22 protein-coding genes, 1 tRNA gene and 2 pseudogenes are annotated in these 25,626 nt (G+C 61.8%); 3 read left to right on the top strand and 22 right to left on the bottom strand.

Going from position 1 to position 25,626, the window contains the following annotated elements:
* The first annotated feature begins 211 nt into the window (after positions 1-211).
* Positions 212-1,326 (top strand): annotated as a pseudogene (locus OXG30_10425) (adenine-specific methyltransferase EcoRI family protein).
* A pseudogene (locus OXG30_10420) lies at positions 1,326-2,448 on the top strand (DUF262 domain-containing protein). The pseudogenes OXG30_10425 and OXG30_10420 overlap by 1 nt, the downstream one beginning before the upstream one ends.
* Positions 2,449-2,612: 164 nt before the next feature.
* On the opposite strand, the gene OXG30_10415 reads toward OXG30_10420, so the two are convergent.
* The 15 genes from OXG30_10415 to OXG30_10345 all read right to left on the bottom strand — a co-directional run bounded on the left by OXG30_10415 (position 2,613) and on the right by OXG30_10345 (position 18,045).
* A complete protein-coding gene (locus tag OXG30_10415) occupies positions 2,613-3,608 on the bottom strand; it encodes an IS1595 family transposase (GenBank protein MCY4135310.1) in 996 nt (331 codons plus the stop codon).
* A gap of 90 nt (positions 3,609-3,698) precedes the next feature.
* Positions 3,699-4,358, bottom strand: a complete 660-nt coding sequence (locus tag OXG30_10410; protein ID MCY4135309.1) for an HNH endonuclease — start codon at positions 4,356-4,358, stop codon at positions 3,699-3,701.
* A gap of 76 nt (positions 4,359-4,434) precedes the next feature.
* Complete coding sequence (locus tag OXG30_10405) at positions 4,435-5,367, bottom strand: DNA adenine methylase (protein MCY4135308.1); 933 nt, start codon at positions 5,365-5,367, stop codon at positions 4,435-4,437.
* 81 nt (positions 5,368-5,448) lie between these two features.
* Positions 5,449-5,943 carry a hypothetical protein gene (locus OXG30_10400; GenBank protein ID MCY4135307.1) on the bottom strand — a complete coding sequence of 165 codons (495 nt, stop codon included), beginning with the start codon at positions 5,941-5,943 and terminating at the stop codon, positions 5,449-5,451.
* Positions 5,944-5,988: 45 nt separating this feature from the next.
* Positions 5,989-7,203 carry an amidohydrolase family protein gene (locus tag OXG30_10395; protein MCY4135306.1) on the bottom strand — a complete coding sequence of 405 codons (1,215 nt, stop codon included), beginning with the start codon at positions 7,201-7,203 and terminating at the stop codon, positions 5,989-5,991.
* An 88-nt stretch (positions 7,204-7,291) separates the two neighbouring features.
* Entirely contained in the window at positions 7,292-7,951 is a 660-nt protein-coding gene (locus OXG30_10390) for a DnaJ domain-containing protein (GenBank protein ID MCY4135305.1), read from the bottom strand.
* Between the two features lie 18 nt (positions 7,952-7,969).
* A complete protein-coding gene (locus tag OXG30_10385; protein MCY4135304.1) occupies positions 7,970-8,311 on the bottom strand; it encodes a septum formation initiator family protein in 342 nt (113 codons plus the stop codon).
* Positions 8,308-9,600, bottom strand: a complete 1,293-nt coding sequence (gene eno / locus OXG30_10380; protein MCY4135303.1) for a phosphopyruvate hydratase — start codon at positions 9,598-9,600, stop codon at positions 8,308-8,310. The genes OXG30_10385 and eno overlap by 4 nt, the downstream gene beginning before the upstream one ends.
* Before the next feature lie 104 nt (positions 9,601-9,704).
* Positions 9,705-11,033, bottom strand: coding sequence for an SAM-dependent methyltransferase (locus OXG30_10375; protein MCY4135302.1), 1,329 nt, complete (start codon positions 11,031-11,033; stop codon positions 9,705-9,707).
* Positions 11,034-11,080: 47 nt separating this feature from the next.
* Positions 11,081-14,560 (bottom strand): transcription-repair coupling factor, encoded by a 3,480-nt coding sequence (mfd, locus tag OXG30_10370; protein MCY4135301.1) that lies wholly within the window; start codon positions 14,558-14,560, stop codon positions 11,081-11,083.
* A 39-nt stretch (positions 14,561-14,599) separates the two neighbouring features.
* Entirely contained in the window at positions 14,600-15,211 is a 612-nt protein-coding gene (pth, locus tag OXG30_10365) for an aminoacyl-tRNA hydrolase (protein MCY4135300.1), read from the bottom strand.
* A 17-nt stretch (positions 15,212-15,228) separates the two neighbouring features.
* Positions 15,229-15,921 carry a 50S ribosomal protein L25 gene (locus OXG30_10360; protein ID MCY4135299.1) on the bottom strand — a complete coding sequence of 231 codons (693 nt, stop codon included), beginning with the start codon at positions 15,919-15,921 and terminating at the stop codon, positions 15,229-15,231.
* 47 nt (positions 15,922-15,968) lie between these two features.
* Positions 15,969-16,949: a ribose-phosphate diphosphokinase gene (locus OXG30_10355; protein MCY4135298.1), complete on the bottom strand. Its 981-nt coding sequence runs from the start codon at positions 16,947-16,949 to the stop codon at positions 15,969-15,971.
* Positions 16,950-16,953: 4 nt separating this feature from the next.
* Positions 16,954-17,919 (bottom strand): NTP transferase domain-containing protein, encoded by a 966-nt coding sequence (locus OXG30_10350; protein MCY4135297.1) that lies wholly within the window; start codon positions 17,917-17,919, stop codon positions 16,954-16,956.
* Between the two features lie 53 nt (positions 17,920-17,972).
* A tRNA-Gln gene (locus OXG30_10345) sits at positions 17,973-18,045 on the bottom strand.
* A 112-nt stretch (positions 18,046-18,157) separates the two neighbouring features.
* Here OXG30_10345 and OXG30_10340 point away from each other — a divergent pair.
* Positions 18,158-18,259, top strand: a complete 102-nt coding sequence (locus OXG30_10340; protein ID MCY4135296.1) for an AURKAIP1/COX24 domain-containing protein — start codon at positions 18,158-18,160, stop codon at positions 18,257-18,259.
* Positions 18,260-18,273: 14 nt separating this feature from the next.
* On the opposite strand, the gene OXG30_10335 is transcribed toward OXG30_10340, so the two are convergent.
* The 7 genes from OXG30_10335 to OXG30_10305 form a co-directional block, all read right to left on the bottom strand.
* The gene (locus OXG30_10335; protein MCY4135295.1) at positions 18,274-18,984 is read right to left on the bottom strand and encodes a 4-(cytidine 5'-diphospho)-2-C-methyl-D-erythritol kinase; all 711 of its coding nucleotides are present in this window, start codon (positions 18,982-18,984) and stop codon (positions 18,274-18,276) included.
* Positions 18,981-19,349 (bottom strand): PIN domain-containing protein, encoded by a 369-nt coding sequence (locus OXG30_10330; protein ID MCY4135294.1) that lies wholly within the window; start codon positions 19,347-19,349, stop codon positions 18,981-18,983. Before OXG30_10330 ends, OXG30_10335 begins: the two co-directional genes overlap by 4 nt.
* On the bottom strand, positions 19,346-19,591 hold the full coding sequence (locus OXG30_10325) for an AbrB/MazE/SpoVT family DNA-binding domain-containing protein (GenBank protein MCY4135293.1): 246 nt from the start codon (positions 19,589-19,591) through the stop codon (positions 19,346-19,348). The genes OXG30_10330 and OXG30_10325 overlap by 4 nt, the downstream gene beginning before the upstream one ends.
* Positions 19,592-19,683: 92 nt before the next feature.
* Positions 19,684-20,502 carry a 16S rRNA (adenine(1518)-N(6)/adenine(1519)-N(6))-dimethyltransferase RsmA gene (rsmA, locus tag OXG30_10320; protein ID MCY4135292.1) on the bottom strand — a complete coding sequence of 273 codons (819 nt, stop codon included), beginning with the start codon at positions 20,500-20,502 and terminating at the stop codon, positions 19,684-19,686.
* Positions 20,499-21,239: a TatD family hydrolase gene (locus OXG30_10315; GenBank protein MCY4135291.1), complete on the bottom strand. Its 741-nt coding sequence runs from the start codon at positions 21,237-21,239 to the stop codon at positions 20,499-20,501. Before OXG30_10315 ends, rsmA begins: the two co-directional genes overlap by 4 nt.
* Positions 21,240-21,241: 2 nt before the next feature.
* Entirely contained in the window at positions 21,242-22,741 is a 1,500-nt protein-coding gene (gene metG, locus OXG30_10310; protein MCY4135290.1) for a methionine--tRNA ligase, read from the bottom strand.
* A gap of 85 nt (positions 22,742-22,826) precedes the next feature.
* Complete coding sequence (locus tag OXG30_10305; GenBank protein MCY4135289.1) at positions 22,827-25,538, bottom strand: hypothetical protein; 2,712 nt, start codon at positions 25,536-25,538, stop codon at positions 22,827-22,829.
* Between the last annotated feature and the right edge of the window lie 88 nt (positions 25,539-25,626).

Raw genomic sequence — 25,626 nt, 5'->3', positions numbered from 1 at the left:
AAGTCCCTTGAAGCGGGCTGCGTGCCTCAATCCCCGACCCGGCCCATCGCCCAGCTCCCCTGACCCTTCCCGCGGCAATGCCCGCCGCGTTAGGTTGACTTTGCGGCCCATCCCGAGTTCGGGGTGAACCTCACGACAGCGTGCGGCGGTTCCGGTCTGTGTTGGGGTTCTCACGAGGGGCTGGTCGCTGGCAAGTAGTGTGAGGGATGAGATGTCTGACAACGCCCCGTTGACCAAGGCCAGGCGCCAAAAGCGCGACGAGTTCTACACCCAGCTCGTGGACATCGAGAACGAGCTGCGCCACTACAAAGCCTACTTCGAGGGCAAGACCGTCTACTGCAACTGCGACGACCCCTATGAGAGTGAGTTCTTCAAGTACTTCGCCGCGAACTTCAACGCGCTCAGGCTGAAACGGCTCATAACGACCAGCTACGCCGGGTCGCCCGTCTGCGGTGAGCAGATGTCGCTCGACCACATCGAAGGGCTAGCGGCGATGCCACACACACACACACACACACTGATCGCTCCGCTTACCAGACTGACATTCGGAGTGTCTCTGATCTTGACGGTGACGGCGCGGTCGGACTCAGCGATGTCGAGCACCTGCTCCGCCACGATGCCAATATTGTCGAGCAGCTAGTCGAAGGCGGGGACTTCCGTAGCAGCGAATGTGTCGACCTCCTCGCTCAGGCGGACATCGTTGTCACGAACCCGCCGTTCTCGTTGTTCCGCGAGTATCTGGCCCAGCTCGTTGAGCATGGCAAACAGTTCTTGATCCTCGGACAACAAAACGCCATCACCTACAAAGAGGTGTTCCCGCTGCTCAAAGACGGAACGGTTTGGCTGGGTGTGAACAACGGCTCCGACAAGTGGTTTCGGGTTCCCGACCACTACACAAATACAGCGGCTGGGCACTCCAAGAAGGAGAACGGAGTCCAGTACCACAAGCTCCGCAGCATCAACTGGTTCACGAACATGGATCATTCCAAGCGCCACGAAGAGTTGCCGCTCGGCGCCAGGTACAACCCGCGGGATTATCCGCACTACGACAACTACGACGCCATCAACGTTGACAAGGTGGCGGATATCCCCGTGGACTGGTACGGAGCAATGGGGGTGCCGATCACATTCCTCGACAGTCACAACCCTGACCAGTTTGAAGTCTTGGGCATCACAGACCGCGACAACAACTCAGGGTTGAAGACCAAGGAATACTCAGCAACTGACGTCCCGAACCCTGGCGATCTCAACCGGCGTGGCGCAATCACTGTCGATGGCGGCCTCAAATCAACATATGCGCGCCTGTTGATCAGGAGAAGGCGCTAATGGATATCGCTCAGATCGATGTGACGGTGGGGGATTTGGTCACTGGCTTCTCCGACGACGGCGACGGCGGGGTGCGAGCGTTCGGCGGTGACCTGGATGTGCGTCCGGCGTTCCAGCGGGAGTTCGTGTACGACGACAAACAGCGGACCGCGGTGATCGAGTCGGTGGTGCAGGGCTACCCGATGAACGCGATATATTGGGCAGACCGCGGCGAGGGCAGCGCGCCTCGGTACGAGATCATTGATGGGCAGCAGCGCACTATCTCGCTGTGCCAGTACGCGACCGGTGATTTCTCGTTCCCTGACCTGCTCTCGCATCACGCGCTGTTCATAGGGAACCTGACCGCCGACCAGCGGCAAGCGATAATGGAGTACCCGCTGACCGTCTATGTGTGCTCCGGGACCGACAACGAGAAGCTGCGCTGGTTCGAGACGATCAACATTGCCGGAGAGGTACTGACCCGGCAGGAGCTCCGTAACGCCGTCTACTCGGGGACATGGGTCACCGACGCGAAGCGCTGGTTCAGTCGCCGCAACTGCCAGGCGGAGCGCCGATACGGGAGGTACGTGAGCGGTAGCCCAATCCGACAGGAACTCCTAGAGCAGGCAATCAAGTGGGCTGCTGGCGGAGGGAGCGATGAAGCCGTGACCGGCTATATGGCGCAGCACCAGCACGACCCGGACTCCGCTGATCTGTGGGAACATTTCCAAGTGGTGATGGACTGGGTGCAGCGGACGTTCCCCGACTACCAGAACCCTATGAGGAAGGTCGACTGGGGCACGGTCTATGACGACCACAAGAATGACACGCTCCACCCGGAAGAGCTTGCGGCTGAAGTGTCCCGCCTGCTCGCCGATGAAGACGTGCAGAGCGGTCCAGGGATCTATCGCTACGTGCTCGACCGCGACGAACGCCATCTGAATCTGCGCCGGTTCACTGAGCGGCAGAAGCAGCGAGCCCACGCCCGCCAGAACGGAGTCTGCCCCCCGATGCGGCACCAAGTTTGACATCTCCGAAATGGAGGGCGACCACGTCGACCCCTGGTCGGAGGGTGGCACTACCAGCGACGATAACTGCCAGATGCTCTGCCGACCCTGCAACCGCCGCAAGGGGGCAGCGTGACGACTTCATCAGCTCCGCCACTCCCGCATGTGAACCCGTTGCCTAGAACGGATCCGTTCTGCTCGGATCGTCCACTACCAGTTCGTCCTAGCGAAGCCGTCTGTCGACCATCCCATCAACTACCTGGCTCATATGCCCACAGGCGCCCAGATGGCGGCCGTTCTCTAGCTTGCTGTTTTTCTGAGCCGTTTGCGGGAGTGGGGGCCTCGGGCAAGTAGCTGCTCATAGGTGAGCCTCTTGTGGTCCATGCCTTTGACAATTCGGCCCATCTGGTCGATGGTGTCCAGCGGCCGCTCGTTGTGCCGATGCGAGAACTCCGCCACATAGCGGTCCAGATGCTCGGGGGAGATGTGGTGGAACGTCCCGTGATAGCCGCGCTTCAACATCGCCCAAAACGACTCCATGCCGTTCGTGCGGGCTTTGCCGCGGACATACTCCGACACCGAGTGCTTGACCGCCTCGTGGCCATACCCGCTCCTTTTGAGCGGCAGGTAGCCCTTCGCCTCGTCGGTGAACACCGTCGCGCCCCGCTTCACGCTGTCGGACACCATCCCCACCAGCGTCGGCGCTGACGTGTCCGCCACCACCCGAGCAGCCACCTTGTTCGTCTCCCTGTCCTTCACCCCCGCGACGATGGCCTTCCCCGAAGGGCCTCCAGCGGCTTTCATCCGCTTGTCCTGGTGCTTGTTCTTCTCCAGCCCGCCCACATAGGTCTCGTCCGCCTCCACAGGCCCGCAGAACATGAAGTCCTCGCCGACCATCGCCTCGCGGAGCCTGTGCAACAAGAACCAGGCCACTTTCTGGCCGATCCCCAAATCGCGGTGCAGCTTCATAGACGACACCCCTTTCAGGCTGGTCGTCACGATGTAGACGGCGAACACCCACGTCTGATACCCCAGATTCGAGCACTCCATCACCGTGCCCGACCGCACCGAGAACCGGCCCCGGCAGTCGCGGCAGCGGAACGGCATCGTGCGGTGCTTCGCCCTCGCCTGCACATTCACCGACCCGCACTTAGGGCACGCAATCTTGTTCGGCCAGCGCCGCCCGACCAGCCACGCCTCCGCCGCCTCATCAGACGGGAACAACCTCAACAACTCCACCAGCGAGATGCCGCTCCGATCCGACCGCCCAGGCACCCTCTTCCCTACCTTCTCCATGCCACATAGTACCGACGGCCAGTGACAGTTACCCTGGTCAGACCGTGTTTTGGGCACCATCCGATATAAGCCCCTTCGGCTTACTTGAAGTTAATTGCCGAGTTCCTCAAGTCCTTGAATTATCATTCTCTTGATCAAGACAGATAATTCTACTCCTTCTTCCACACTAGTTTGTACTAGGTGGTTGAATTCCGTGACTTCTTTTTTGCCTTGCCAAATTATATCTAACCTTCTGACCGGAACAGTTGCTACATGTTCATATAATCTGTCCGGAATGGCCCAGTAGCACGAACTGCAGATTTCGGCTACGCGCTCTTCCCAGTTTGGACAGGCTTCGCATTCCCATGACTTAGCGCGGTTCATGGCCGCACTGACCGGCATGAAGTCAGTTACATGAAAAGGCTGTATGGGATCCCCTGAAATTCTATATGGAATTCTGTGATCGATTTGTATTTCTCTGGGGGACATAGCGGTCCGGGTGAAGATATCTATTTCTCCATAGTAGTCCAGCACTTCATTACGAAAGTTTTTCGATATCGCAATTCTGCCTATGGAGGATTGATCCAATTGGCTCAAGTCATCGGGAAATCTGTAATGACCGACCTGCTTTCCGTCTATTGTCTTCCTTACGGTTTCAAGAGGAATACCACGATCTCTTACATCTGCTGCTGCTCGCGGTGGATGCTCATACCCTAGTTTTGACAGATCAAGTGTAGTAATGAATCCATTTTCCAGGATATGTTCAACCACGACTCTACTTCTACCGGTAGTTCTCGCGATCAGTTCGTCAACGATTTCGGTAGTCAGATCTTTGCGTGTCGGACCCTTAACTTGCTTTGGCATAGTTTTCTGAAGCAAAATCAAGAGCCATCTGATCCGCACTCTCATTTTCCTTAGCAGGGACGGCAACTTCTAGGGCCGGAGAAAGATATAGAGATTCTATAGTTTTCTCATCTCTACCTTGCAAGGTTGAAGTCGCTGAACGACCAGCCAGTATCTCGACTCTTTCAAGTCCTAGTTTATCAGCAAGTGGCCGACCGTATGTCTTGTCACCTGTTCGACCATCGTATGAAAGTAGAAAGGGAACTCCCCGATCATTCAAGTGGTCAAGAAATTCCTCAAATTCATTACGACCAATTGTAGAAAGATACCTTGAGTCTCTCTGTTTCGATACCCCTTCATAGGGTGGGTCCATATACCATACTTGTCCAATTTCATATTTGTCGATCAAATCCCGATAATCGATGGATGACGTATAGGTGCATGAATTCATAGCTGTGGAGATGATCCTTAGTCGCTTAGCCAACTCGGTTGGCCGGGTACCTAACCGGCGATTATCGGGACTTTGGTTGAATTCCCCAACGGAGTTGTATCGTACTGCACCCTTTATTGCCCTGGACAACAGATATAGCAGATCAGCGGGTTCGGGATGTCCATTGAACCTCGCCCTCACCTTATTGTAGTACTCCTTTGGATTGTTCTTTTGCAATTCCCAGATTTCTGTGTACTGTTCAATTAGGCTTTCAGTATCATGGAGTATCGCATTCCACAAGTCAATTAGCGGTTCGTTTACATCGTTCAACCATATGGAATTGACTTTGCTCTCCATTACTGCTCGAATTGATACTGCGGCAGATCCCGCAAAGGGTTCCATAAGCAGCGAATAACTCCGCAAATCCAACTTCGATAGGATTGCAGAGGCAATAGCTCGCTTAGATCCCTGATATTGGAAGGGTTGTGGCGCGTCTTTCAAGCGCATATTCGTACATTCTCCGTACTAATGCTTGGAGGGCGGCAGTGAATCAATCTCACCATACCAGTGTGCAATGACACTTCCCGGTCATTGGTGGCGGCGGTCTTCGAAGTCTTCGGGGAGGTCGATGGGGGGGTCGGGGAGCTTGGTGATGTTGCGGGAGGCCAACAGAGCCTCAAAGCCTTCGGGGTCGGCGGCCCAGGAGGCGGCGTCGCCCATCATCACCTCGAATAGCTCAACCCCTTCGGGGCCGGCGATGAGCGGGCCCAGAGCGGCGCCGTGGGGCAGCTCTATGTGGGTGCCGGTCGGGCAGTGGACGGCGCCGCACATGAGGTCGCCGCTCAGCACGTACATCACCTGCGGGGAGTGGTGGCCGTGGCGGTGCACGATCATGCCCGGGTCCCAGCGGGCCCACATCGACAGGTACTGCTTGTCTCCGCTGCCGAAGGTGAACCACTTCTCCCACACCGACTTCTGCCCGTCGGGGTGCATCTGGGTGCGGACCTGCTGGGTCTTCAGATCCTCATCATCGAGATGGCGGAAGATGGGCTCCACGCCGGGAACCTCATGGGGCGACGCCACGGCTCAGCTCACCCCGGCGGGGACTTTAAGGGAACAGGCCACGACCTACCCCACCTCCGCCAGCGATTTGGGCACGTAGCTCGAGGGGTCGTAGGTGTAGGTGGTGGCCTCGATGAACTCGTCGGGCAGATAGCCATCGGGGAACCGGTACAGGTCGAGTGAGTTGTCCCACAGGATCTTGCGCTTGGAATCGTCCGACACCTTGGGCAGATCCAAGAACGACTGCACCGCCTCCGGGTACTTGGAGTCGGGGTGGGGGTAGTCGCTCTCCCACACGATCTTGTCGTCGCCCAGTTCCTCGATCACGTGGTACACGAGGTACTCGTCGGGCTCTACCGAGATGAAGCAATTGTCCTGGAAGTACTCCTGGGGTGACTTGGTGAGCCCCGGCTTCTCGTAGTCGCCCGACAGCTCGATGTGCTCCTCCATGCGCCACAGCCACCACGGCAGCCAGGCGCAGTTGGCCTCCATGTAGGCCACCCGCAGCCGGGGGAACCGCTCGAAGACCCCGTTGCAGATCATCGACAGCATGGCCATCTGGGCCTCGTGGGGATGGCAGACGGTGTGCCACTCGGTGAAGGTCTCAAAGCGGTCAGCGCCGGCCGACGACCCGTTGTGGCCCATGAAGTCGTGGGTGGCGAAGGCGCAGTCCAGGTCTTGGAGCATCTCGTACATGGGGTCGTAGTAGGGGTCGCCCAGCGTCCGGTGGTTGAACAGGTTGGGCCGGGCGAAGAAGCACCGGGTGCCCAGGTGGTCGTAGGCGTACTGGATCTCCTCCACCGCCCGGTACACATCGTTCATCACCACTGGCCCCGCGGCGATGACCCGCCCGCCAGACATCTCCCGCATCTCCTGGCCCCAGCGGTTGTAGGCCCGGCACATGGCGGCCTGAAGCTCGGCGTCCATGCCGTCGGACCACAGGTCGTAGCCGGGGCCGTAGATCACCATGAAGTCCATGCCGTCCAGCGGCATGGCCTCGGCCACCGCGTCACCGGGAAAGCCGTTGTCCACCACCGCCTGGCCGTACTTGGCCCGCATGTGGTCGTAGGTCCAGTTCACCGCCTCCATGAAGTCGCCGTAGATGGTGACCCGGCTCTGGGTGTAGCGGCCGTCCACGGTGGCGGGGCGGAACGCCTCCCGGCCGGGGACTTCCTTCCAGCCCACCCGGTGCTGGAACTTCTGGTCCAAAAACCGCTCCCACAGATTCTTGGGCTCCACCACGTGCCCGTCGGCGTCAAAGACCTTGTACCCATGCCGCATGTCCGGCTGTCCTCCCCTTGCTGGCGCTTACCTTGCTGGTCTGCGAAGCCTAGTGGTCCGCCTGTGAATTGGCAGGCGTACCACTAGGTCAACCGGACGGAGGGTGGTAACAGACGGCCTCCTGGGCTGACCTCACATAGTGCAGTTCGGTGTCGGGGGGACAGGGGGCGCCGAGGGGCGCCCAGCGCACCAGCTTTCCGTCGTGGGGGTGGTCGCAGGGCACGGTGATGAGAGTTGTGGTGCCGATTAGGAAGCAGTCGCCGACCTCGGGGCGCGCTTGCGACACCGGTGCCGATGCCGCGATGGGAGCGTCGGGGTCGGAGTCGTCAATGGCGGAAGTGGCCAAGAAGATCACGGCCACCGCGGCCAAGACCACGGCCGCCAGGCTGATCCAACGCCAGCGGATGCCGACCACTTCTAGGAAAGGGGTTTGCGGATTTGGCGGCGTCCCGGCGGTTCGGTGGCTAGACGCGGGACGGGGGCTGCCGGGCTGCCGAGGGACGCCCGCTGGCCTAGGGCTGCCAGGAGGTCGAGGCGCGCTGCGGGCCAGCTTCCGGTCGTAGGCGGCACGGGATCGGATGTCACCGAGCACTTCCCATGCCTCGTTGACAGCCCGCATCCGCTCGGCGTCGCCCGTCGGGCGGTCGGGGTGCCAACGACGGGCTTGGCGGAGATAGGCCCGCCGAATGGCATCGGGTTTGGCGCCGGGAGATACACCCAGAACGTCGTAGTGCGACCGCTCCGGCATCACCCCGACGCTATCCCGCTAGCCGCCGAGGGAGTTCACCAAGGCGTTGAGGGGCCAGAGGTCGGGAATCTCGACTGGCTTGGGGGCCGGGGGCAAGAGGGCGAATGCCTCTTCGCCGGGGTAAACCAGGTTGTACTCCGAGCGGGCCAGGCGTTCGATCTCCTCGGGCTGGGAAAGCAGATAGATCCGGTCGCGCAATGCGTCGTTCTCCTCATACAGGGCATTCAGCTCAGCTTGGACCTCGGCGATGGCCGAGCTCTGCTCCCTGAATGTCCGGGTGGGGAACAACGCGTAGAACAGCACGACGAGGATGACCAGCGCGACAACCAGCGGGACCACTGAGCGGCGCAGGGCGATCACGATGCAGCCTCCGTTGCCGCAGCCGGCGCGTCTGCGCCGCGGTAGGCAGCGGCTTCGCCCAGCTCTTCCTCGATCCGCAGTAGTTGGTTGTACTTGGCCACTCGGTCGCTGCGGGCCGGGGCTCCGGTCTTGATCTGCCCGCAGTTGGTAGCCACGGCCAGATCGGCGATGGTGGCGTCCTCGGTCTCGCCCGAGCGATGCGACATCACCGACGTGTAGCCGGATGCGGTGGCCAGCTCCACGGCTTCCAGGGTTCGGGTGAGGGTGCCCACCTGGTTGACCTTCACCAGGATGGAGTTGGCCACGCCCAATTCGATCCCTCGGGCCAGCCGCTCGGTATTGGTGACGAACAGGTCGTCGCCCACCAGCTGCACCCGCCCACCGAGGGACTTGGTGAGCAGCGCCCAGCCGTCCCAATCGTCTTCGGCCATCCCGTCCTCGATCGACACGATGGGGTAGGCGTCGCACAGCTCGGTCAGATAGGCGGCCATCCCGGAGGAGTTCAGCGTCCGGTCTTCTCCGGCCAGGCGGTACTCGCCATCGGCGAAGAACTCGGTGGAGGCCACATCCAAGGCCAGGGCCATGTCGGCGCCGGGGGTCAGTCCGGCAGCTTCGATGGCATCCACCAGCACCGCCACCGCCGTTTCGTTGGAGTCCAAGTCGGGGGCGAATCCCCCCTCGTCGCCGATGCCCGCCGACAGCCCTCGCTCCACCAGCAGCCGGCGCAGGTGGTGGTAGGTCTCTGTCCCCCATTGCAGGGCCTCGCGGAATGAGGCCGCCCCCACCGGCACGACCATGAACTCTTGGAGGTCGATGTTATTGGCGGCGTGGGCCCCACCGTTGAGCACGTTCATCATGGGAACGGGCAGCACATGGGCGTTGGCCCCGCCGATGTAGCGGAACAACGACAGACCGCTGTCAGCGGCCGCGGCGTGAGCCGTCGCCAGCGACACGCCCAGCACCGCATTGGCCCCCAGCCGGCTGAGGCCGTCGGTTCCGTCCAAATCGATCATCGCCTGGTCGAGTCCGCGCTGATCGGAGGAATCCAAACCGGTCGCGGCCCGGGCGATCTCGTCGTTGACCGAGGCCACCGCGCCGGCCACGCCCCGGCCCAGATACCGGTTGCCGCCGTCGCGTCTCTCTACTGCCTCGTAGCGTCCGGTGGATGCCCCCGATGGCACGATGGCCCGTCCGGATGCGCCGGACTCCACCATCACCTCAACCTCGACTGTAGGGTTACCTCTGGAGTCGAGAACCTCTCGGGCGACTATGCGTGTGATCGCGCTCAATTGCCGGGTCTTTCGGGGTTTTCCTGGCCCACCGCCTGTTGCTGATGTGGCTGGAGTTACAAAAGTAGACGATAAAGCCCGGTTTGACTAGGGATTGTCGCAAATTACAAGGAAGAAATTTCAAGGGCGCGAATTTGGTCTCCGACGGCGTTGGCGAACGTTCGGAGCTCTGATTCAGCATCCAAACCTGTAGCCTGAGCAGCCAAAACGGCATCGTAGAGTCGCCCAGCCACCGTGGCAGTATCCACTTGGGGCTCCACCCCCACCGAGCGGGCCTTGTGGATCACCTTGTCGGCGAACAGCAAGGCGGGCAGTCCGGGAGGGATGCCGTCCATCACCGAGTCCCGACCCTTTTGGTCTCTCTTGATGGCCTCCCAGTTGACCAGCACCTCATCCGCGCTGTCGGGGTCGGACCGGTTTGAATCAGACGGGCCGAACACATGGGGGTGGCGAGACTTGAGCTTGTCGTGGATTCCCTGAGCCACATCGGCCAAGGTGAATTGGCCGGCTTCGGCGGCCAGAACCGAGTGGAAGACAATCTGGTAGAGCAGGTCGCCCAACTCTTCCTCGAGCTCCTCGTAACCAGTCAGGGTGTCGGGGTCCACCCCATCGAGGGCCTCTAGAACCTCGTAGGTCTCCTCCAGCAGATGACCCCGCAACGACTGGTGGGTCTGCTCCTTGTCCCACGGGCAGCGGCGGCGCAGTTCAACGGCCAGGTCGGCAAACCGGGCAACCTCCCGAGCGATGGGGGCGCCCAGCTCGGGCACATAGAGCGAGGTGAGATGGTCGGGCTCGACCGCGTGGTCCAAGTCGGCCCAGGACACCTCGAAGACCTGCTCGTCGGGCAGTCCCAGTCGCTGCAACACCATCACGGGGTGTTCAGCCCCGCCCCCAGGCGAGCGATCGAGGGACGCCAGGGCGGCCAGCTTGATGTCGCTGAGCACATGGACTGCGTGGCACTGAGCCACCAGCAGCGGACCCCGCTCGCCGGCGGAGTCCACCGCGAACTGGCGCCCGTCCACCAGCCGAACACCGGCAGCCAGCGGATCCACACCGAGCCGGTCCCACACCAGATCGGCGAACGACAGGCCGGCCAGCACTTCCAACTCCACTCCGGGCGCCGAACGCAGCAGCTCCACGGTGCGCTCGGCCACCAGCGGGGAGCCGGGCACGGCATAGAGCACGTCGCCCTCGGCATCCCCGGCCCCAGCCTCGGCCGCCAACCGCTCCACAATGGCCCGGTACACATCCTCGAAGGACGAGGCCTGCTCGTAGACCTCGTCGAACGATTCTGCGGGCTCCACCGCCGCTGCGGCGGGATGGCGACGGGTGCGTACGAAGCGGCGGCTGGTTTGGCCGATGGCCTCAAGCACCTCCCCGGTGATCAACCCGGGGCCAGCCGGTCCGAGCCCGGCGACGGTCACCTTGGCCATACAGGCTCCCCCATCACGCCATTCTCTCTAGCACGCCGCCCGCCCGATCACGATGCCGCCGCCTCGGCGGGCTCGTCATCGGGAACCAGGTCGCGCAGGGTGGCGATGATGGTCTCCACCGCCACAGCCGCCGAAACCATCGGGAGGACGAGCAGCCCCGCAGTCTCGTGATACGTGGCTTGAGGATAGAGGCGTTCCAAGCGGACACGGCGGCTGGGCCGAAGGCTCACCGGGCTGAGCCGGGCCACCCACTTCGGCCCGCCGAAGCCAGGGCCTTTCGCCACCGCCACATCGCGAACCCCGCTTCGCAGGCATTCGCATCGCAGCCGGGCCACAGCCAGCAGCATCTGGGCCACGTCGGGGATCGGCCCATAGCGATCTACCCACTCCGCGGCCACGTCGTCAACCTGGTCGGGACTCTGGCAGCCGGCCACCCTTCGGTAGGCCTCCAACCTCAGCTCCTCCTTGGGCATGTAGTCGGCCGGAATGCTGGCGGCCTGCGGCACGTCGATGCTGATCTCTATTGGCTCGGGCGGGGTCTCGCCCTTCAACTCGGCCACCGTCTCGGTCACCAGCTGGCAGTACAGGTCGTATCCCACCGCGGCGATGTGGCCCGACTGGCCGGTTCCCAGCATGTTGCCCGCGCCCCGGATCTCCAAGTCCCGCATGGCGATCTTGAAGCCTGATCCCAGCTCGGTCGCCTCACCGATCGTCTTGAGCCGCTCGTAAGCCTCCTCGGTGACCACCCGGCCTTCGGGGGTGAACAGATAGGCGTAGGCCCGGGCTCCGGCCCGGCCCACTCGGCCCCGAAGCTGATGGAGCTGGCCCAGCCCCAACAGGTCGGCCCGGTCCACCACCAGGGTGTTCACGGTGGGCATGTCGATGCCCGACTCGATGATGGTGGTACACACCAGCACGTCGTAGGCCCGCTCCCAGAAGTCGATGACCACCTGTTCCAGCGTGCCCTCGTCCATCTGACCGTGGGCCACCGCGATGCGGGCCTCGGGCACCATCTCCCGAAGATCGGCAGCCACGTGGTCGATGTCGGCTACCCGGTTGTGGACGAAGAATGCTTGGCCGTCGCGCAACAGTTCCCGGCGGATGGCCTCGGCCACTGGGCGCTCGTCGAAGGCGCCCACGTAGGTCAAGATGGGCTGGCGGTCGGCGGGCGGCGTGTGCAGCAGCGTGAGGTCGCGGATGCCGGTAAGGCTCATCTCCAGAGTCCGGGGTATGGGGGTGGCGGTGAGGGTGATCACATCCACATCGGTCTTGATCGACTTGATGGCCTCTTTGTGGGTGACCCCGAAACGCTGCTCCTCGTCCACCACCAACAGCCCCAAGTCCCGGAAGGCGACATCGTCGGACAGCAGACGGTGGGTTCCGATCACCACATCCACCGAGCCGTCGGCCAGGCCGCGCACCACCTTGCGGGCCTGACCAGGGGACAGGAACCGGCTCAGCACCTCAACCCGGATGGGATAGCCGGCAAACCGGTCGCCAAAAGTCTGGTAGTGCTGCTGGGCCAAGAGCGTGGTGGGCACCAGCACTGCGGCCTGCGCACCATCCTGGACGGCCTTGAACACTGCCCGAATGGCCACCTCGGTCTTGCCGAAGCCCACATCTCCGCAAATGAGGCGGTCCATGGGCAACGGCTGCTCCATGTCGGCCTTTACCTCCACGATGGCCTTGTGCTGATCGGGGGTGAGCTGGTAGCCGAAGGCCGACTCCATCTCCGCCTGCCACGGAGTATCGACAGAAAATGCCCGGCCGGGGGTGGTGACCCGGCGCTGGTACAGCACCACCAGCTCCTTGGCGATTTCGCTGACCGCCGAGCGCACCCCGCTCTTGGTCCGCTGCCAGTCGGCACCCCCCATCTTGCTCAGCGTGGGCGACTCGCCCCCGGAGTAGCGGCGCACGGCGTCCACCTGGTCGGTGGGCACATAGAGCTTGTCGCCGCCTCGGTACTCCACCAGCAGGTAGTCGCGGCTCACCCCGCCGATGGATCGATTCACCATGCCGCAGTAGCGGCCCACGCCGTGGTGGCGGTGGACCACATAGTCGCCGGCGGCCAGGTCGTCCAGCTCCTGGGCTGACGACTGGCGGGGGCGACTGCGCCGGTGGGCCCGGCGACGGCCGGTGAGGTCGGCTTCGCCCAGCACAGCAACTCTGGCGTCGGGCAGCACAAACCCCCGCTGGATGGGGGCCACCACAATGCAGCCTGCGGGGTCGGACGCTCTCCCGAAGCCGGCGTCGCCGCTGATGTCAACCGAAAGGTCCACCCCGTGCTCTCGCAGCAGTTCTGCCGACCGGGTGGCCGATCCGGCGCCGTCGGCAGCCACCCGTACCCGATACCCGTCGGCCAGCAGCCGGGACACCTGTGTTACGGGGGCCGATGGGTCGCCGATGGCCGAAGCCCACCCTCCCACTGCCACCACCGGAGTGGACGGCGAGGCCGGCACCGCGGTCATGGTCCACACCGGTGATTGGCAGGCGCTCAGAAGCCGGTCGTAGTCCACGTGCAGGCGGGGAAACTCCTCCCCGGCCGCTCCCCAGGTCTGGGCCAGCGCATTGGCCAGGTCGGCCTCCTCTGCGGCGATGTCGGCGGCGCGGTCCCGCAGCCGTCCCGGCTCCAGCAGCACCACCAGGGCGTCGGCGCCAAGGCGGTCGGTGATGATCTCGTCGGTGTCGATGAGCCAGGGCAGCCACGACTCCATCCCGTCGAAGAACTGGCCCTCGGCCAATCGCTCCCATTGCTCCCGGCCCCAGGGTCGGGTGGCCACCAGCTTCTCCGCCGCGGCCCGCACCTCCGCCACCGGCCTCACCTCTCGCGCCGGAAATATGACCGCCTCGCCCACAGGGTTGGTGGCCCGCTGGTCGGCCACCGAGAATTCGGTCAGCCGGTCCACTTCGTCGCCCCACAGGTCGATGCGTACCGGACTGTCGGCGGTGGACGGGAACACGTCGACAATCGAGCCCCGCACCGCAAACACACCCCGATGCTCCACCTGCACATCTCGCCGATATCCCCGAGCGGCCAAGTCGGCAACCAGACGCCCTTGGTCAACTCGGTCACCCGAAACCACCGTCACCGGCTCGGCACCGTCAGAATCGAAAGCCAGACGCTGGAGCAACGCCCGAATGGGGGCCACCAGTACCGGCGGACACCTATCGGTCTCGTGGAGCTGCCAGATGGCTTCGCACCGCCGCCCCATTGTCTCCACACCGGGACTGATCCGCTCGAACGGCAGCGTCTCCCACGCCGGGAACAGGGCGGCACCCTCGTCGAGCATCGCCGACAGGTCGCTGGCCAAACGCTCGGCGTCAGCGGTGGTGGGCACCGCCACCACCACCGGGCGGCGGCCGTTCAGCTCGGCTATGGCGGCCAGCACGGCAGCCTGGCCCGACTCGGCCACCGCCAAAGTGGCGTCGCGTTGTCCGAGCACCTCGACCACTGATGGGTCCGAGGCCAACAGTCGCCCGAGGCCGGCCAGGCCCGGCCCAGCCGCGGCAACCGCCGAGGCGGCCATCAGTTGAACCCCTTCGTCATCGGCGAAACCTGCTCACGGTCAGTTGAACCTGTTCATGACGATGTCGACCGAGTGGTCAAGCAAGGCCAACGCGGCCTCGGCCGCCCGTTCTACCGCATCGTCCAACAGGTCTCGGTCGGCCCGGCCCGGCCGCTTCAGCACATAGTCGGCCCCGGCCCGGGGGTCGGGGGGCTTGCCCACCCCGATTCGGATCCGGGTGAAATCCGCGGTACGCAGGTGGGACTTGATGGAGGAAAGGCCATAGTGCCCGGCCAGCCCCCCGCCGTCCTTTACTTTGATGCGTCCTGGGGGAAGGTCTAGCTCGTCGTGGATCACCACCAACCGGTCCAAGTGCTCGGCGATGCTCCAGCGGCGCACCAGCGCCCGCACCGCCTCGCCCGACTTGTTCATGAAGGTCTGGGGAAAGGCCAGCACCACCCGTCGGCCATCCACTCTGATCTCAGCCACCAGGGCCGCCTCCCGGCTCTTGCCCAACGGCTGCCCTAAACGCTCGGCTAGCTGCTCCACTGCCTCGGCGCCCACGTTGTGGCGGGAACCGACGAATTTCTCACCGGGATTGCCCAATCCCACCACCACCAAATCGGCCGGGGTGTCGGTGTGCTTCTTGCGGGATCGCCAGCGGGGAGGCATGGCGACAGGCGCCGGGGTTACTCGGCGGGGTCTTCGGAGGCGGCGTCGTCGGCCTGCTCGGCCTCTTCGTCGGCATCCTCGGCAACAATCGGCTGGCCGTCTTCGTCCAGCTCGACCTCGGCCCCCTCATCGACCTCAGGCTCTTCGATCTCGATGACCCGTATCGAGGTGCTGGCCACCAGCTCTTCGGGGTCGCCGGCCAGCTCCACACCCTCGGGCAGTTCGAGGTCGCCGGCCCTCACCGTGTCGCCCATCACCATCTCGCTGATGTCGATCGACAACTCGTTGGGAATGGACTCGGGCTTGGCCAGCACTGCAACGGTGAACGCGGCTTGGTCCACCACCCCGTCTTCGTTGGCCACTGCGGTGGCCTCGCCCTCCAGCACCACCCGAACCTCCACCTCGACGGCGACGTCGGCGTCCACCCGGATGAAGTCCACATGGATGACCTCGTTGCGCACCGGGTGATGCTGCAAATCCTTGACCAGGCTGAGTTGGCGGTCGCCGTCTACTTCCAAGGTGAGCAGGGCGTTGAGGCCGGCATCGGTGTTCAGGGCTGACCGCAGGTCGCGGGCATCAACCGCGACGGCAACCGAATCGCCGCCCAGTCCGTACACCACGCCGGGAACCTGCCCCGTGCGGCGCAGGCGGCGGGACGGGCGGGTTCCCAGCTCCCGCTGGGTTTCGGTCTTCAAGATCAGCTCAGCCATAGCGCAGCTAGAAATGTTACCGGGCCGCCAATAGAAACGGCCAAGAGCTAAGAGAGGTTCTTGCCGCCGAAGATCTCTGAGACCGAGGTGTCCTCGAACACGGCATCGATGGCGTCGGCGATGATGCTGGCCACCGACAGCACCTCGATCTTGTCGATCTGCTTGTCGGGCGACAGGGGCAGAGTGTTGGTGACCACCACCTTGGAGATCACCGAGTTCTTGAGCCGGTCTATAGCCGGACCGGAGAACACGCCATGGGTGGTGGCGGCGTAGATCATGCCCGCACCCCGGGCGGCCAGGGCGTCGGCTGCGGCCACGATTGTGCCCCCCGTGTCGATCATGTCGTCGATGAGCACGCAGGTGCGGCCCTCCACGTCGCCCACCACCTCTACAACTTCCACCGCGTGCTTGACGTCTTTGGCCCTGCGCTTGTGAACAATGGCCAGGTCGGCGTCCAGTTCGTGGGTGTAGCGCTCGGCAACCTTCACCCGACCGGCGTCGGGCGACACGATCACCAGGTCGCCGTCGATGTCCTTGAGATAGTCGACCAGCACCGGCATGGCAGTCAGATGGTCCCAGGGACCGTCAAAAAAGCCTTGGATCTGACCGGAGTGGAGATCAACGCTCAACATGCGGTTGGCCCCTGCGGTACGGAAGGTATTGGCCATCAGCTTGGCGGTGATGGGCTCGCGGCCCGCGGCTTTGCGGTCTTGGCGTCCATAGCCGTAGAAGGGGCACACCGCGGTGATCCGCTTGGCCGAGGCTCGCCGGGCCGCGTCCACCATGATCAGATGCTCCATCACGGCATCGTTGATGGAGGCGTCGCCGTGGGCGGTGTGGCTCTGGACAATGAACACGTCGGTGCCCCGCACCGACTCCTCGAACCGGCAGTGGATCTCGCCGTTGGCGAAGTCGGCGATGTTGGGCTCCACCAACTCCTCGCCAAGCACCTCGGCGATCTCGGCGGCCAAGTCGTGATTGGCCCGCCCCGAGAGGATGGCCAGCTTCTTCTTGGTGACCAGTTCCATCGTTTCAGTCTCCTCGCGTCGAAGCGGGTGGAATGTGCTCGCCGGGCTCCAGCGTGATGTAGGCCCCCACATGGGCATCGGCGCCGATCTCGGCATCGGTGGCCGACACCGCCTCCAGCGCCGCTCGGGGACCGACCACGCAGTCCACCAAGTGGGTGTGGGGGCCGATAATGGCACCCTCACCCACCACGGTCTGGCCTCTGAGCACCACACCGGGGTGGATGACCACATCGGGGGCCAGCTTCACGCTGACGTCGATATAAGCGCTGTGGGGGGCCATGATGCGCACGCCAGCCACCATCCAGTTGCGGTTGATGCGCTGGCGCATCTCCGCCTCGGCGAAGGCCAGCTGCTCCCGGTCGTCCACCCCCTGAGCCTCGGACTCGTCGATGGCAAACGACCCCAAGTCGTGACCGGCGGAGGTGAGCACTTCTGCTGCGTCGAACAGGTTGTACTCGCGGCCTGAATCGCTGGCGGCTAGCCGGCGAAGGGCAGGGGAAAGCAGGCTGCGGCGGAAGCAATAGATCTCGGCGCTCTCCTCGCCGGCGGTGGCCACGGTGGCCGCCGATCCGGAGAGCCGGTGCTGGGCGGTCATCCCCCGCAGCGTGGAACCCTGGATGAGCGGCATGTCGGCCGAGACCACCAGCACGTCCTCGTCGTCCACGTCACTGTCCAGTGCCGACAGGCCCAGTGCGGCGGCATCGGCGGTGCCCCGCTGCACGGGCTGCTCCACGAAGTCGATCCGCAGGTCGTACGCCTCCTCGGTGATGTGCTTGGCCACCTCCTCGGCGCCATAGCCCACCACCACGGCGATCTGACGGGGGTTGGCCGCGGCCAGGGCATCGACAACGTGCAAGAGCATGGCGCGACCGCACAGGTCGTGGAGGGGCTTGGGCCGCCCAGACCGCATGCGAACGCCCCGGCCCGCAGCCAATACAACCGCAGACAGGGGCAGGGGATCAGCCGTCATGTGTTCAGCAGGCCAAGCCGCTCTCGACAATCACATCTGTATTTCTAGCGCGGCTGGCGAGGCAGGACTCGAACCTGCAACCTCCTGGTCCAAAGCCAGGCGTTCTGCCACTTGAACTACTCGCCAAGGAGCCCCTTGCTATGCAGTCATCAGGCACCATTTTCAGGCTACTCCATGACCACCGGATGAACTCTCGGGTTATTGGTAGGGCCGCTGGTCGGGCTAGCGTGGAGCCACCATGGGATCGTTGATCAAAAAGCGCCGCAAGCGGATGCGCAAGAAGAAGCACAAGAAGATGCTGAAGCGCACTCGCTTCCAGCGGCGGGCCCGCGGGAAGTAGCTCCCCACTCTCCTTCAAGCTCGCTTTGTCTTGGCAGGCATGGTGCGAACAACGATTCGACCACCGCCGGGGTAGGCCCCTTCCACAAACCAGGTCGATCCGCTGCCGGCTAACCGTGCCGTCTGGCCAGTGGCCTCCTCCAACTCTCGGCGGTATTGGTCCAAGCGGGGTTCCACTTCTAGAGCGGCCGGCTCCAAGTCGTTCCCTTTCGACCCCTCGGGTCCTCCCATCTCATCCCAGCGCTGATACACCGCCGGGGTGGAGCAGCCGAACGGGGGAATGAGCAGGGTAAGCGTTCGGAGAACGTAGTCAAGCGGCTGCACGAGTTCACCGATCCCCTGCACACGAGCCCGCCCGCCGACCAGGCAGAAGGGGACATCAGCCCCCAGCTGAGCCGCTCCTTGGACATCGGTGTAGCCCGCCCAGTGCAAAATGGCGGCGGCATCGGCCGACCCTCCCCCCAACCCGGCCCCGGGCGGGATTCGCTTGTCCACTGTGATCCGGGCAGTGCGCCCCACCAGGGCTAGCGCCCGGGTTATCAGGTTGTCAGCCGGGTCGATCTCGTCCGCTCCGCTGATGGCAACTCCGTGGCCCTCCTCGATCTCCAGCGTGTCGGCCAGATCGAGGGTCACCATCTCGGCATCGATCAAGTGGTACCCGTCAGCCCTAACCCCAGTGATGCGCAGCGAAAGCGTGAGCTTGGCCGGAGCAGTCAAGGTAGTCACCTGATCTGGGTCACTCGTCCCGCTGAACCCCACGCCAAGTCGGCAGTCAACACTTGGGAATCGGCCCGCTCCCCAAGTGCCAGACACAACCGGTCGGCCAGCGACAGGCCCTCACCCCGCTTCCAGCGGCGGGCCGCCCATTCGGCATCATCGCTGGTCACGGCCTCCACCCTGATTCCGTAGCTCTCCAACAGCGCCCGGACTATCCCCCAGTCGCGTCCGGCAGCCAGAACTTTCTGAGCCGCCTCCGACCAATTGGCCGCCCCGCAGCAGGAGTCGCCGGTCAAAGCCGCCTCCACCGTTTCGGCACCGTCCTCGTTCAATAGGAACGCCAATATCGCCGAAGCGTCCAGCACCACGCTCACGCGGCGTCCTCGTGCTCGGCAGCCCGCCGGCGCTCGGCCAACAGCTCGTCCACCAAATCGACCCCCTCCAGCTCCTCGCGCACCCGGGCGAGGAGCTGCTCACGGGTCAGCAGCACCAAACCCCCTGGAGTGGCCAGCAAGACCAGCGCCGTCCCCTCGACAAGGCCCGCTTCCTCGCGCGCCGCAGCCGGCACCACGATCCGGCCCCGATCTCCCACAATAAGAGTGTGTGTCCCACTCATGTCACTATTGTACCACTAATGCATATGATGTGGGATATTCTAGACAGATAGACCCACAGGAGTTGCCACCACTGGGATTTGACGGCAGCGTGTCAGGGAAGGGAACCGGCCGCGAGGCGGGCCCAGTCGGCGAGGGTCAACCGTTCGGGGCGGGCGGTGGGGGAAATGGCGGCTTGGGCAAAATGCTCGGGGGTCAAGTGGGCGGCCAGTGAACGGCGCAGCATTTTGCGGCGCTGGGCGAAGGCGGTGCGGATGAGGAAAAACAGTCGGTCGGGGTCGGCGTCCACGGCTGGGGCTGGTAGTCGCTCCATCCGGACCACCGCAGACGACACCCGGGGTCGAGGGTAGAAAACCGTGAGAGGGACCGCCCGAACGATACTGGCCTCGCACCAGTAGGCCACCTTGAGGGTGGGAATCCCGTAGGCCTTGGTTCCCACCGCGGCCACCAGCCGATCAGCCACCTCCCGCTGCACCATGAAGGTGAAGGTCTCGATGCGGGGCTCGTTGTCCAGCAGGTCCAACAGCAGGGGAACAGCCACGTTGTAGGGCAGGTTGGCCACCAGTGCCCACCGCCTGTCGCTGGCGCCTAGCTTGGTGCGCCACTCTGGCGTGGTGGCATCGGCGTGAACGATCTCGATGTTGGGAGCGTCGACCACCTCGGCCAGTGGGGCCAGCAGGTGGCGGTCGGCCTCCACGGCCAGCACATGCTCAACCTCGGCGGCCAGGGCTCGAGTGAGCGACCCCAATCCGGGGCCGATCTCCACCACCGAATCCTCGGGACACAGCTCGGCGGCCCGGACCATGGCGTCGATGGTGTTGGGGTCGACCACGAAGTTCTGGCCCATGGCTCGGCTGGGAGCCAGGCCATGACGGTCCAGCAGGTCTAGAACCTGGGTGCGGGTGAGCGTCATAGGCCATAGAAGGCGGCCGCGTTGTCCCAGGTGTGCTCGGCCACCACCTCGGGCGCAACACCGTGGACTCGGGCCAACGCCTCCCCCACCAGGGGCAGATTGGCCGGGGCGTTGGGCTTTCCTCGCCGCGGAACCGGGGCCAGGTACGGCGAATCGGTCTCCACCAACAATCGGTCGAGGGGGCACAGCGAGGCGGCGGCCCGCACCTCGTCGGCGGAAGGGAAGGTCACGATGCCGCTGAACGACAGGTAAGCCCCACGATCGAGTGCGGCCCGGGCCTCGTCGGCGCCTCCGGTGAAGCAGTGGAACACCGTGTGGTCGGGCACCCCGCCTTCATCCAGGATGGCGAAGGTGTCGTCCCAGGCCTCTCGGGTGTGGATTACCAGTGGCATCTGGTGCCGGTGGGCCATCTCGATCTGGGCGGCGAATACCGCCTGCTGGTCGGCGGGCGGCGAGTGGTTGTAGTGGTAGTCGAGTCCGCACTCCCCCACCGCCACCACCCGGTCGGATCCCAGCATCTCCTCAATTCCGCCGATGCCGTGGCGAGCCTCGTGGGGGTGAACCCCAACGGTGGCCCACACCTGGTCGCTGGCCGCCGCTTTGGCTATTGCGCCAGTTGACGAGGCTAAATCGGTGCCCACGTCGATCAGGAGCTCCACTCCGGCCGCCGAAGCCTGGGCGACGACTTCATCCAGCGTGTCAAGCTCCAAGTGGCAGTGGTTGTCGATCCAGCGCACCTTCAGCCTTTGAGGCGGGGAAACAACGGATCGCCTTGGGCCACCGGTAGACCTCCGGGATACTGCCCCCACACCGCGGCCTCGGGCAGCCGCTGGTCGAGGGGAGATCCGTCCAAGCCAAGGCGGGTCCAGGCTGCCTCACAAGAGGTGGGAATGGCCGGGCTGGCCAGCACGCACACGATGCGCAGGGCCTCCAGGGCGTTGCCCAGCACCGTGTTCACCAAGGGGCCCGGCTCCATCTTCCACGGCTCGGTGGCCTGCAAGTACTCATTGGTGTCGCGTATGAGCCGCCAGGTGGCCTCCAGCGCTACCGACGGCTGGAATCGGTCCCAGGCCGCGGCAGCATCGGCGTACACCTCAGCGGCGATGTCGGCCAGCGGGTGGTCGGGGTCGGGGGCCGGGCCGATTCCGCCGCACTTGCTGTGAACCAGCGTGGACGACCGCTGCAACAGGTTGCCGAAGTTGTTGGCCAGATCGGTGTTGTAGCGGTGCTGGAGGGCCTCATGGCTGACCTCGCTGTCGGGGCCGAAAGGTGTGTCCCGAAGCAGGGAGTAGCGGAAGCCGTCCACGCCGAAGTCGTTGATGAGGTCGGTGGGAGAGATCTGGTTGAACGCCGACTTCGACATCTTCTCCCCGCCCACCAGCAGCCAGCCGTGGACGTGGTAGCGGGGCAGATCCTCAACACCGGCGGCCAGCAGCATAGCCGGCCAATACACGCAGTGGAAGCGGATGATGTCCTTGCCCAGCAGGTGATGCACTGACGGCCACCACTGGGCAAACCGCTCATCGTCGTTCCCATAGCCCGCCGCGGTGGCGTAATTGGTCAGCGCGTCGTACCACACGTAGAAAACATGGCCCTCGGCCCAGGGCACCGGGATGCCCCAGTCGATGGATGTGCGGGTGATGGAGATGTCCCGCAAGCCGCCCCGGATGATCCCCAACGCTTCGTTGCGGTAGCCCTCGGGGGTGATGTTCTGGGGGTTGGACTCGAACCACTTCAACAGCGGCTCTTCGAACTCGGAGAGCTTGAAGAAGTAGTTCTCCTCGGTCATCCGCTCTACTCGGCCCGACTCGATGTCCTCCTCCGTCACGTCTTCTTCTGACACGTAGGCCTCGTCGGATACCGAATACCAGCCGTCGTAGACCGCCGAGTAGATATAGCCGTTGTCGTAGGCCCGCTGCATGAGTGTCTGCACGGCCTGGTGATGGCGGGGCTCGGTGGTACGGATGAACTCGTCGTTGGCCACCCCAAGTTCGGCCCACGCTTCCCGGAAGCGCTGGCTGGTGTCGTCGGCCTGTTCCAATGGCGACAGACCGTTGGCCTCCGCCGCCCGCTGCACTTTGAGGCCGTGCTCGTCGGTGCCGGTCAAGTAGAAGACGTCCTCGCCCAAGAGCCGGTGCCAGCGGGTGACGGCATCACCGTTGAGCACGGTGTAGGCGTGGCCGATGTGGGGCGCGTCGTTGACGTAGAAGATCGGGGTTGTCAAGAAATAGCGCGACACCTCCTCAGACTACCGGCCCCAACGTCTGCCAAACGACGCGAACCTCACTCCACCCGATCGGCAGCACCGCCATAGAATATTCCTCCTATCCAGCAGTTTCATTGGCACCACCGATCCACACCTCATACCTGCGAGGTTGCACACAGGGCCCTTCTCCGACTTTATCGTAAACTGGGCACACCTCCGCTATCGTTTCATCCTCTCTAGGATACATAACCATCATTCGCACTGAATCCCCAGACCACACACTGGGTATTGGGATCTGGTTGACTTCGACAAATCTATTGCCAAAGGGAGAGTCACCATACACAGATGTATAGAGTTGTAGTGGCATTACATCTATAACCTGTTGGTTCGAATTCACAATAGCCGCATATGCCACCACATTTGGGATTGTTTGCAAAATTAAATTGGTTTTTGACCCAAAATGAGAAGTCGACTGTTCTATGCGAGCATATAAATCACGAAATTCCAAAATTCCGATGTCAGATGAGCCATACCAAGTCTGAATATTTTGAAAGTACGCGCGAAACTGATCTTCGCACATATGCAAATAGTAATGTGAGCGAAGAACCGCGTATCTGTATGTACCTGACTCGTACGTCCGCACGGGAGCTTCAGAATTGCATCGCGCTGACACCTGACCTGGTTCATCCTTATACACAGATCCGACATTGTGTTCCATAATGTAAAATGATCGGCTCAAATCAACATTTTCCGAAAATACAGCCGAAACCTCCAGATCTAAATCGTCTACCGTGGAAGCATCGTCACACTTCAATATCTGAAACGGTGCTAGCTCGCCAGGCTGAATAGAGAGTGGCCACTTCCAAGGTTCAGCATTTGGACAGATGCCACCTGAAGTAGTATCAACCGAAACATGTCTAGCAAACATATGCTCAGACAAATTACGAACGAACCCTCTAACTGTCCCGTCCAACAAGGTGACAGTGTCAGGGAGTACGACCACTTCTTCAACATTCTGAGAGATGTATACAGGATCTTGTGTAGTACCCAAAAGAACATCAACGATGGCCCAGTACCCTAGGTCTGTCTTCCGATCTCTCAAGATAAGTGCACCAGTAGAGTCACAAGGCTGTCGGGAGGGTCCATAATTAGAATCATTGGATTCAGCAATACCTATGGCGTTAATTACCGGTGGCAATGTCGAAGTTTCAGCCTGAAATGTGCCATCGATCCCAATCCACAATTGAAAGTCGATAGAATCGTATTTTCTGTCAATCCAAGGAGGCATACCTTCAAAGTTTATGTCGTTCAAAAAGCCTTCCAACCCTGGATTTCCCAAGTTATTGGGAAATATCATATTGGGATTTAGGGGGACTTTATTGACAATGTAGAAAGGGTCGGACAGATAGGAAAAATCGCTGACGCTATCAAGGGTGACGATGTCGTACTCTTCCCAAGAAACCTCACCGTGTCCTGGTAGGGCCTGCATTCCCAAGGATTCCTCCTCTATATGTTGCAAGAAATACGGTTGTAACTCCCGAAGATCAAGCAAATCAGCAGTGATTTGTATATCTTCAGGACCATCGGCGGTCCAGGGTCCAATAGGTTCCTCATCTAATCCCACAACCGCTTGAAAGATTCGAACATTGAAATCTTTTAGAACCTTACTGGATTCGAGTACCCTTACGAATTCTCGTCCCCTAACCGCCTGAGGTGCATAGATGAATGTCGACTCATCAACTGGCAAGACTCTCGAAGCCACAACATCTAGATCATCGCTCTTTACTAAGCCAGGTGGAAAAAAATAATCGAATTGTTCTACTGACTTAAGACGATATTTACTCGGATTGATGCGCATCATACTCTGCCAATCTTCCAAGTCATATAGGCGTTCATCGTGAATTACCAGCTGGGAGAGATTCGCACTATCACCAATTCGCAGAAAAGCTCGACTCAGATCTGGTTTAGTGGAGAGTTGTGCATCGACAGAAAAGGTGCCAATGTCTGTCCAAGAAGAAACCTCGATCTGGAATCTTGGCTCCCAATCAAACGCCACTTCGAAAGGAGCTCGTTCCCCTGGAAACAATGTAAAGGGCCATCGAACGCTTACACTCTTACTCAAGTCCCTACTTGTAATAGAAATTGTTACATTCCTAGCAAAATGAGTTGGAGACTGATTATATATAAATCCGCGGGCAACACAGCCATGAATTGTGACTCCCGATAAGGCAAGGTTATAACATGGTTTCAGGACTTGAGGTGGAAGTTCCCAGGAAAAGTGGCCATCATACCCCACCGGAAAGCCTGGTCTTTCGAAGAGCGCTGGATAGTTAGGAAAGGGGACTTGACCAGATTCTTCTTCTTTATCTTTACACTCCTCACCGAATGTATGTGACACCTCAAAGTCTTGGTGCGACACGATTGAAGATAAATTCCCAGCATTTGCTTCAGTGTTTTGAGAGTCGCTGGCTACTAGTTCTGATTCAATGTCCTGCATAGGAACCAAACCGTCGAGCTTGCTGTACCACAAGTGCGGGATTGGCATAACATCATCGACCCCCATATATCCATTCTGTCGTTCTCCACTGCTTAGTGCGAGAGATTTCTCCTGAGCTTCAGAAAACATGCCAGCTTGCTGGTCTGCTCCTTCAACAGCAGGAGCAGCCATCGGCTCGCCAACATTATTCTCATGAATCTCTCGAATAGTCCCTGAATTGTCTTCCCCAATGGATTCAGAAATTAGAGATTCTTGAACAGGCATGAAAGCTAAATCGCTTTCAACTGCATCAGGGACTCCATCAGTACTGCAGCCAATTATAATCAATGCCATCCAGCACAAGCTCCAGGGCAAACACGTATATTGGTTACGGATTCGCATGGCTGTCTCAGTAATCTCTATTTGAACTCAAGTGCAGTAT

The organism is bacterium (assembly GCA_026708015.1).
Lineage (GTDB): Bacteria > Actinomycetota > Acidimicrobiia > Acidimicrobiales > Bin134 > Poriferisocius.
Note: the sequence above shows the minus strand (reverse complement) of the source record. Positions and strands in the feature narration are given on the sequence as shown.

What these genes read in the sequence shown, in the direction of transcription:
- OXG30_10415 (MCY4135310.1), bottom strand. Translation starts at nt 3,608, where the DNA reads ATGGAGAAGGTAGGGAAGAGGGTGCCTGGGCGGTCGGATCGGAGCGGC.
- OXG30_10405 (MCY4135308.1), bottom strand. Translation starts at nt 5,367, where the DNA reads ATGCGCTTGAAAGACGCGCCACAACCCTTCCAATATCAGGGATCTAAG.
- OXG30_10395 (MCY4135306.1), bottom strand. Translation starts at nt 7,203, where the DNA reads ATGCGGCATGGGTACAAGGTCTTTGACGCCGACGGGCACGTGGTGGAG.
- OXG30_10390 (MCY4135305.1), bottom strand. Translation starts at nt 7,951, where the DNA reads ATGCCGGAGCGGTCGCACTACGACGTTCTGGGTGTATCTCCCGGCGCC.
- OXG30_10375 (MCY4135302.1), bottom strand. Translation starts at nt 11,033, where the DNA reads ATGGCCAAGGTGACCGTCGCCGGGCTCGGACCGGCTGGCCCCGGGTTG.
- mfd (MCY4135301.1), bottom strand. Translation starts at nt 14,560, where the DNA reads ATGGCCGCCTCGGCGGTTGCCGCGGCTGGGCCGGGCCTGGCCGGCCTC.
- pth (MCY4135300.1), bottom strand. Translation starts at nt 15,211, where the DNA reads ATGCCTCCCCGCTGGCGATCCCGCAAGAAGCACACCGACACCCCGGCC.
- OXG30_10360 (MCY4135299.1), bottom strand. Translation starts at nt 15,921, where the DNA reads ATGGCTGAGCTGATCTTGAAGACCGAAACCCAGCGGGAGCTGGGAACC.
- OXG30_10355 (MCY4135298.1), bottom strand. Translation starts at nt 16,949, where the DNA reads ATGGAACTGGTCACCAAGAAGAAGCTGGCCATCCTCTCGGGGCGGGCC.
- OXG30_10350 (MCY4135297.1), bottom strand. Translation starts at nt 17,919, where the DNA reads ATGACGGCTGATCCCCTGCCCCTGTCTGCGGTTGTATTGGCTGCGGGC.
- OXG30_10340 (MCY4135296.1), top strand. Translation starts at nt 18,158, where the DNA reads ATGGGATCGTTGATCAAAAAGCGCCGCAAGCGGATGCGCAAGAAGAAG.
- OXG30_10325 (MCY4135293.1), bottom strand. Translation starts at nt 19,591, where the DNA reads ATGAGTGGGACACACACTCTTATTGTGGGAGATCGGGGCCGGATCGTG.
- rsmA (MCY4135292.1), bottom strand. Translation starts at nt 20,502, where the DNA reads ATGACGCTCACCCGCACCCAGGTTCTAGACCTGCTGGACCGTCATGGC.
- OXG30_10305 (MCY4135289.1), bottom strand. Translation starts at nt 25,538, where the DNA reads ATGGCATTGATTATAATTGGCTGCAGTACTGATGGAGTCCCTGATGCA.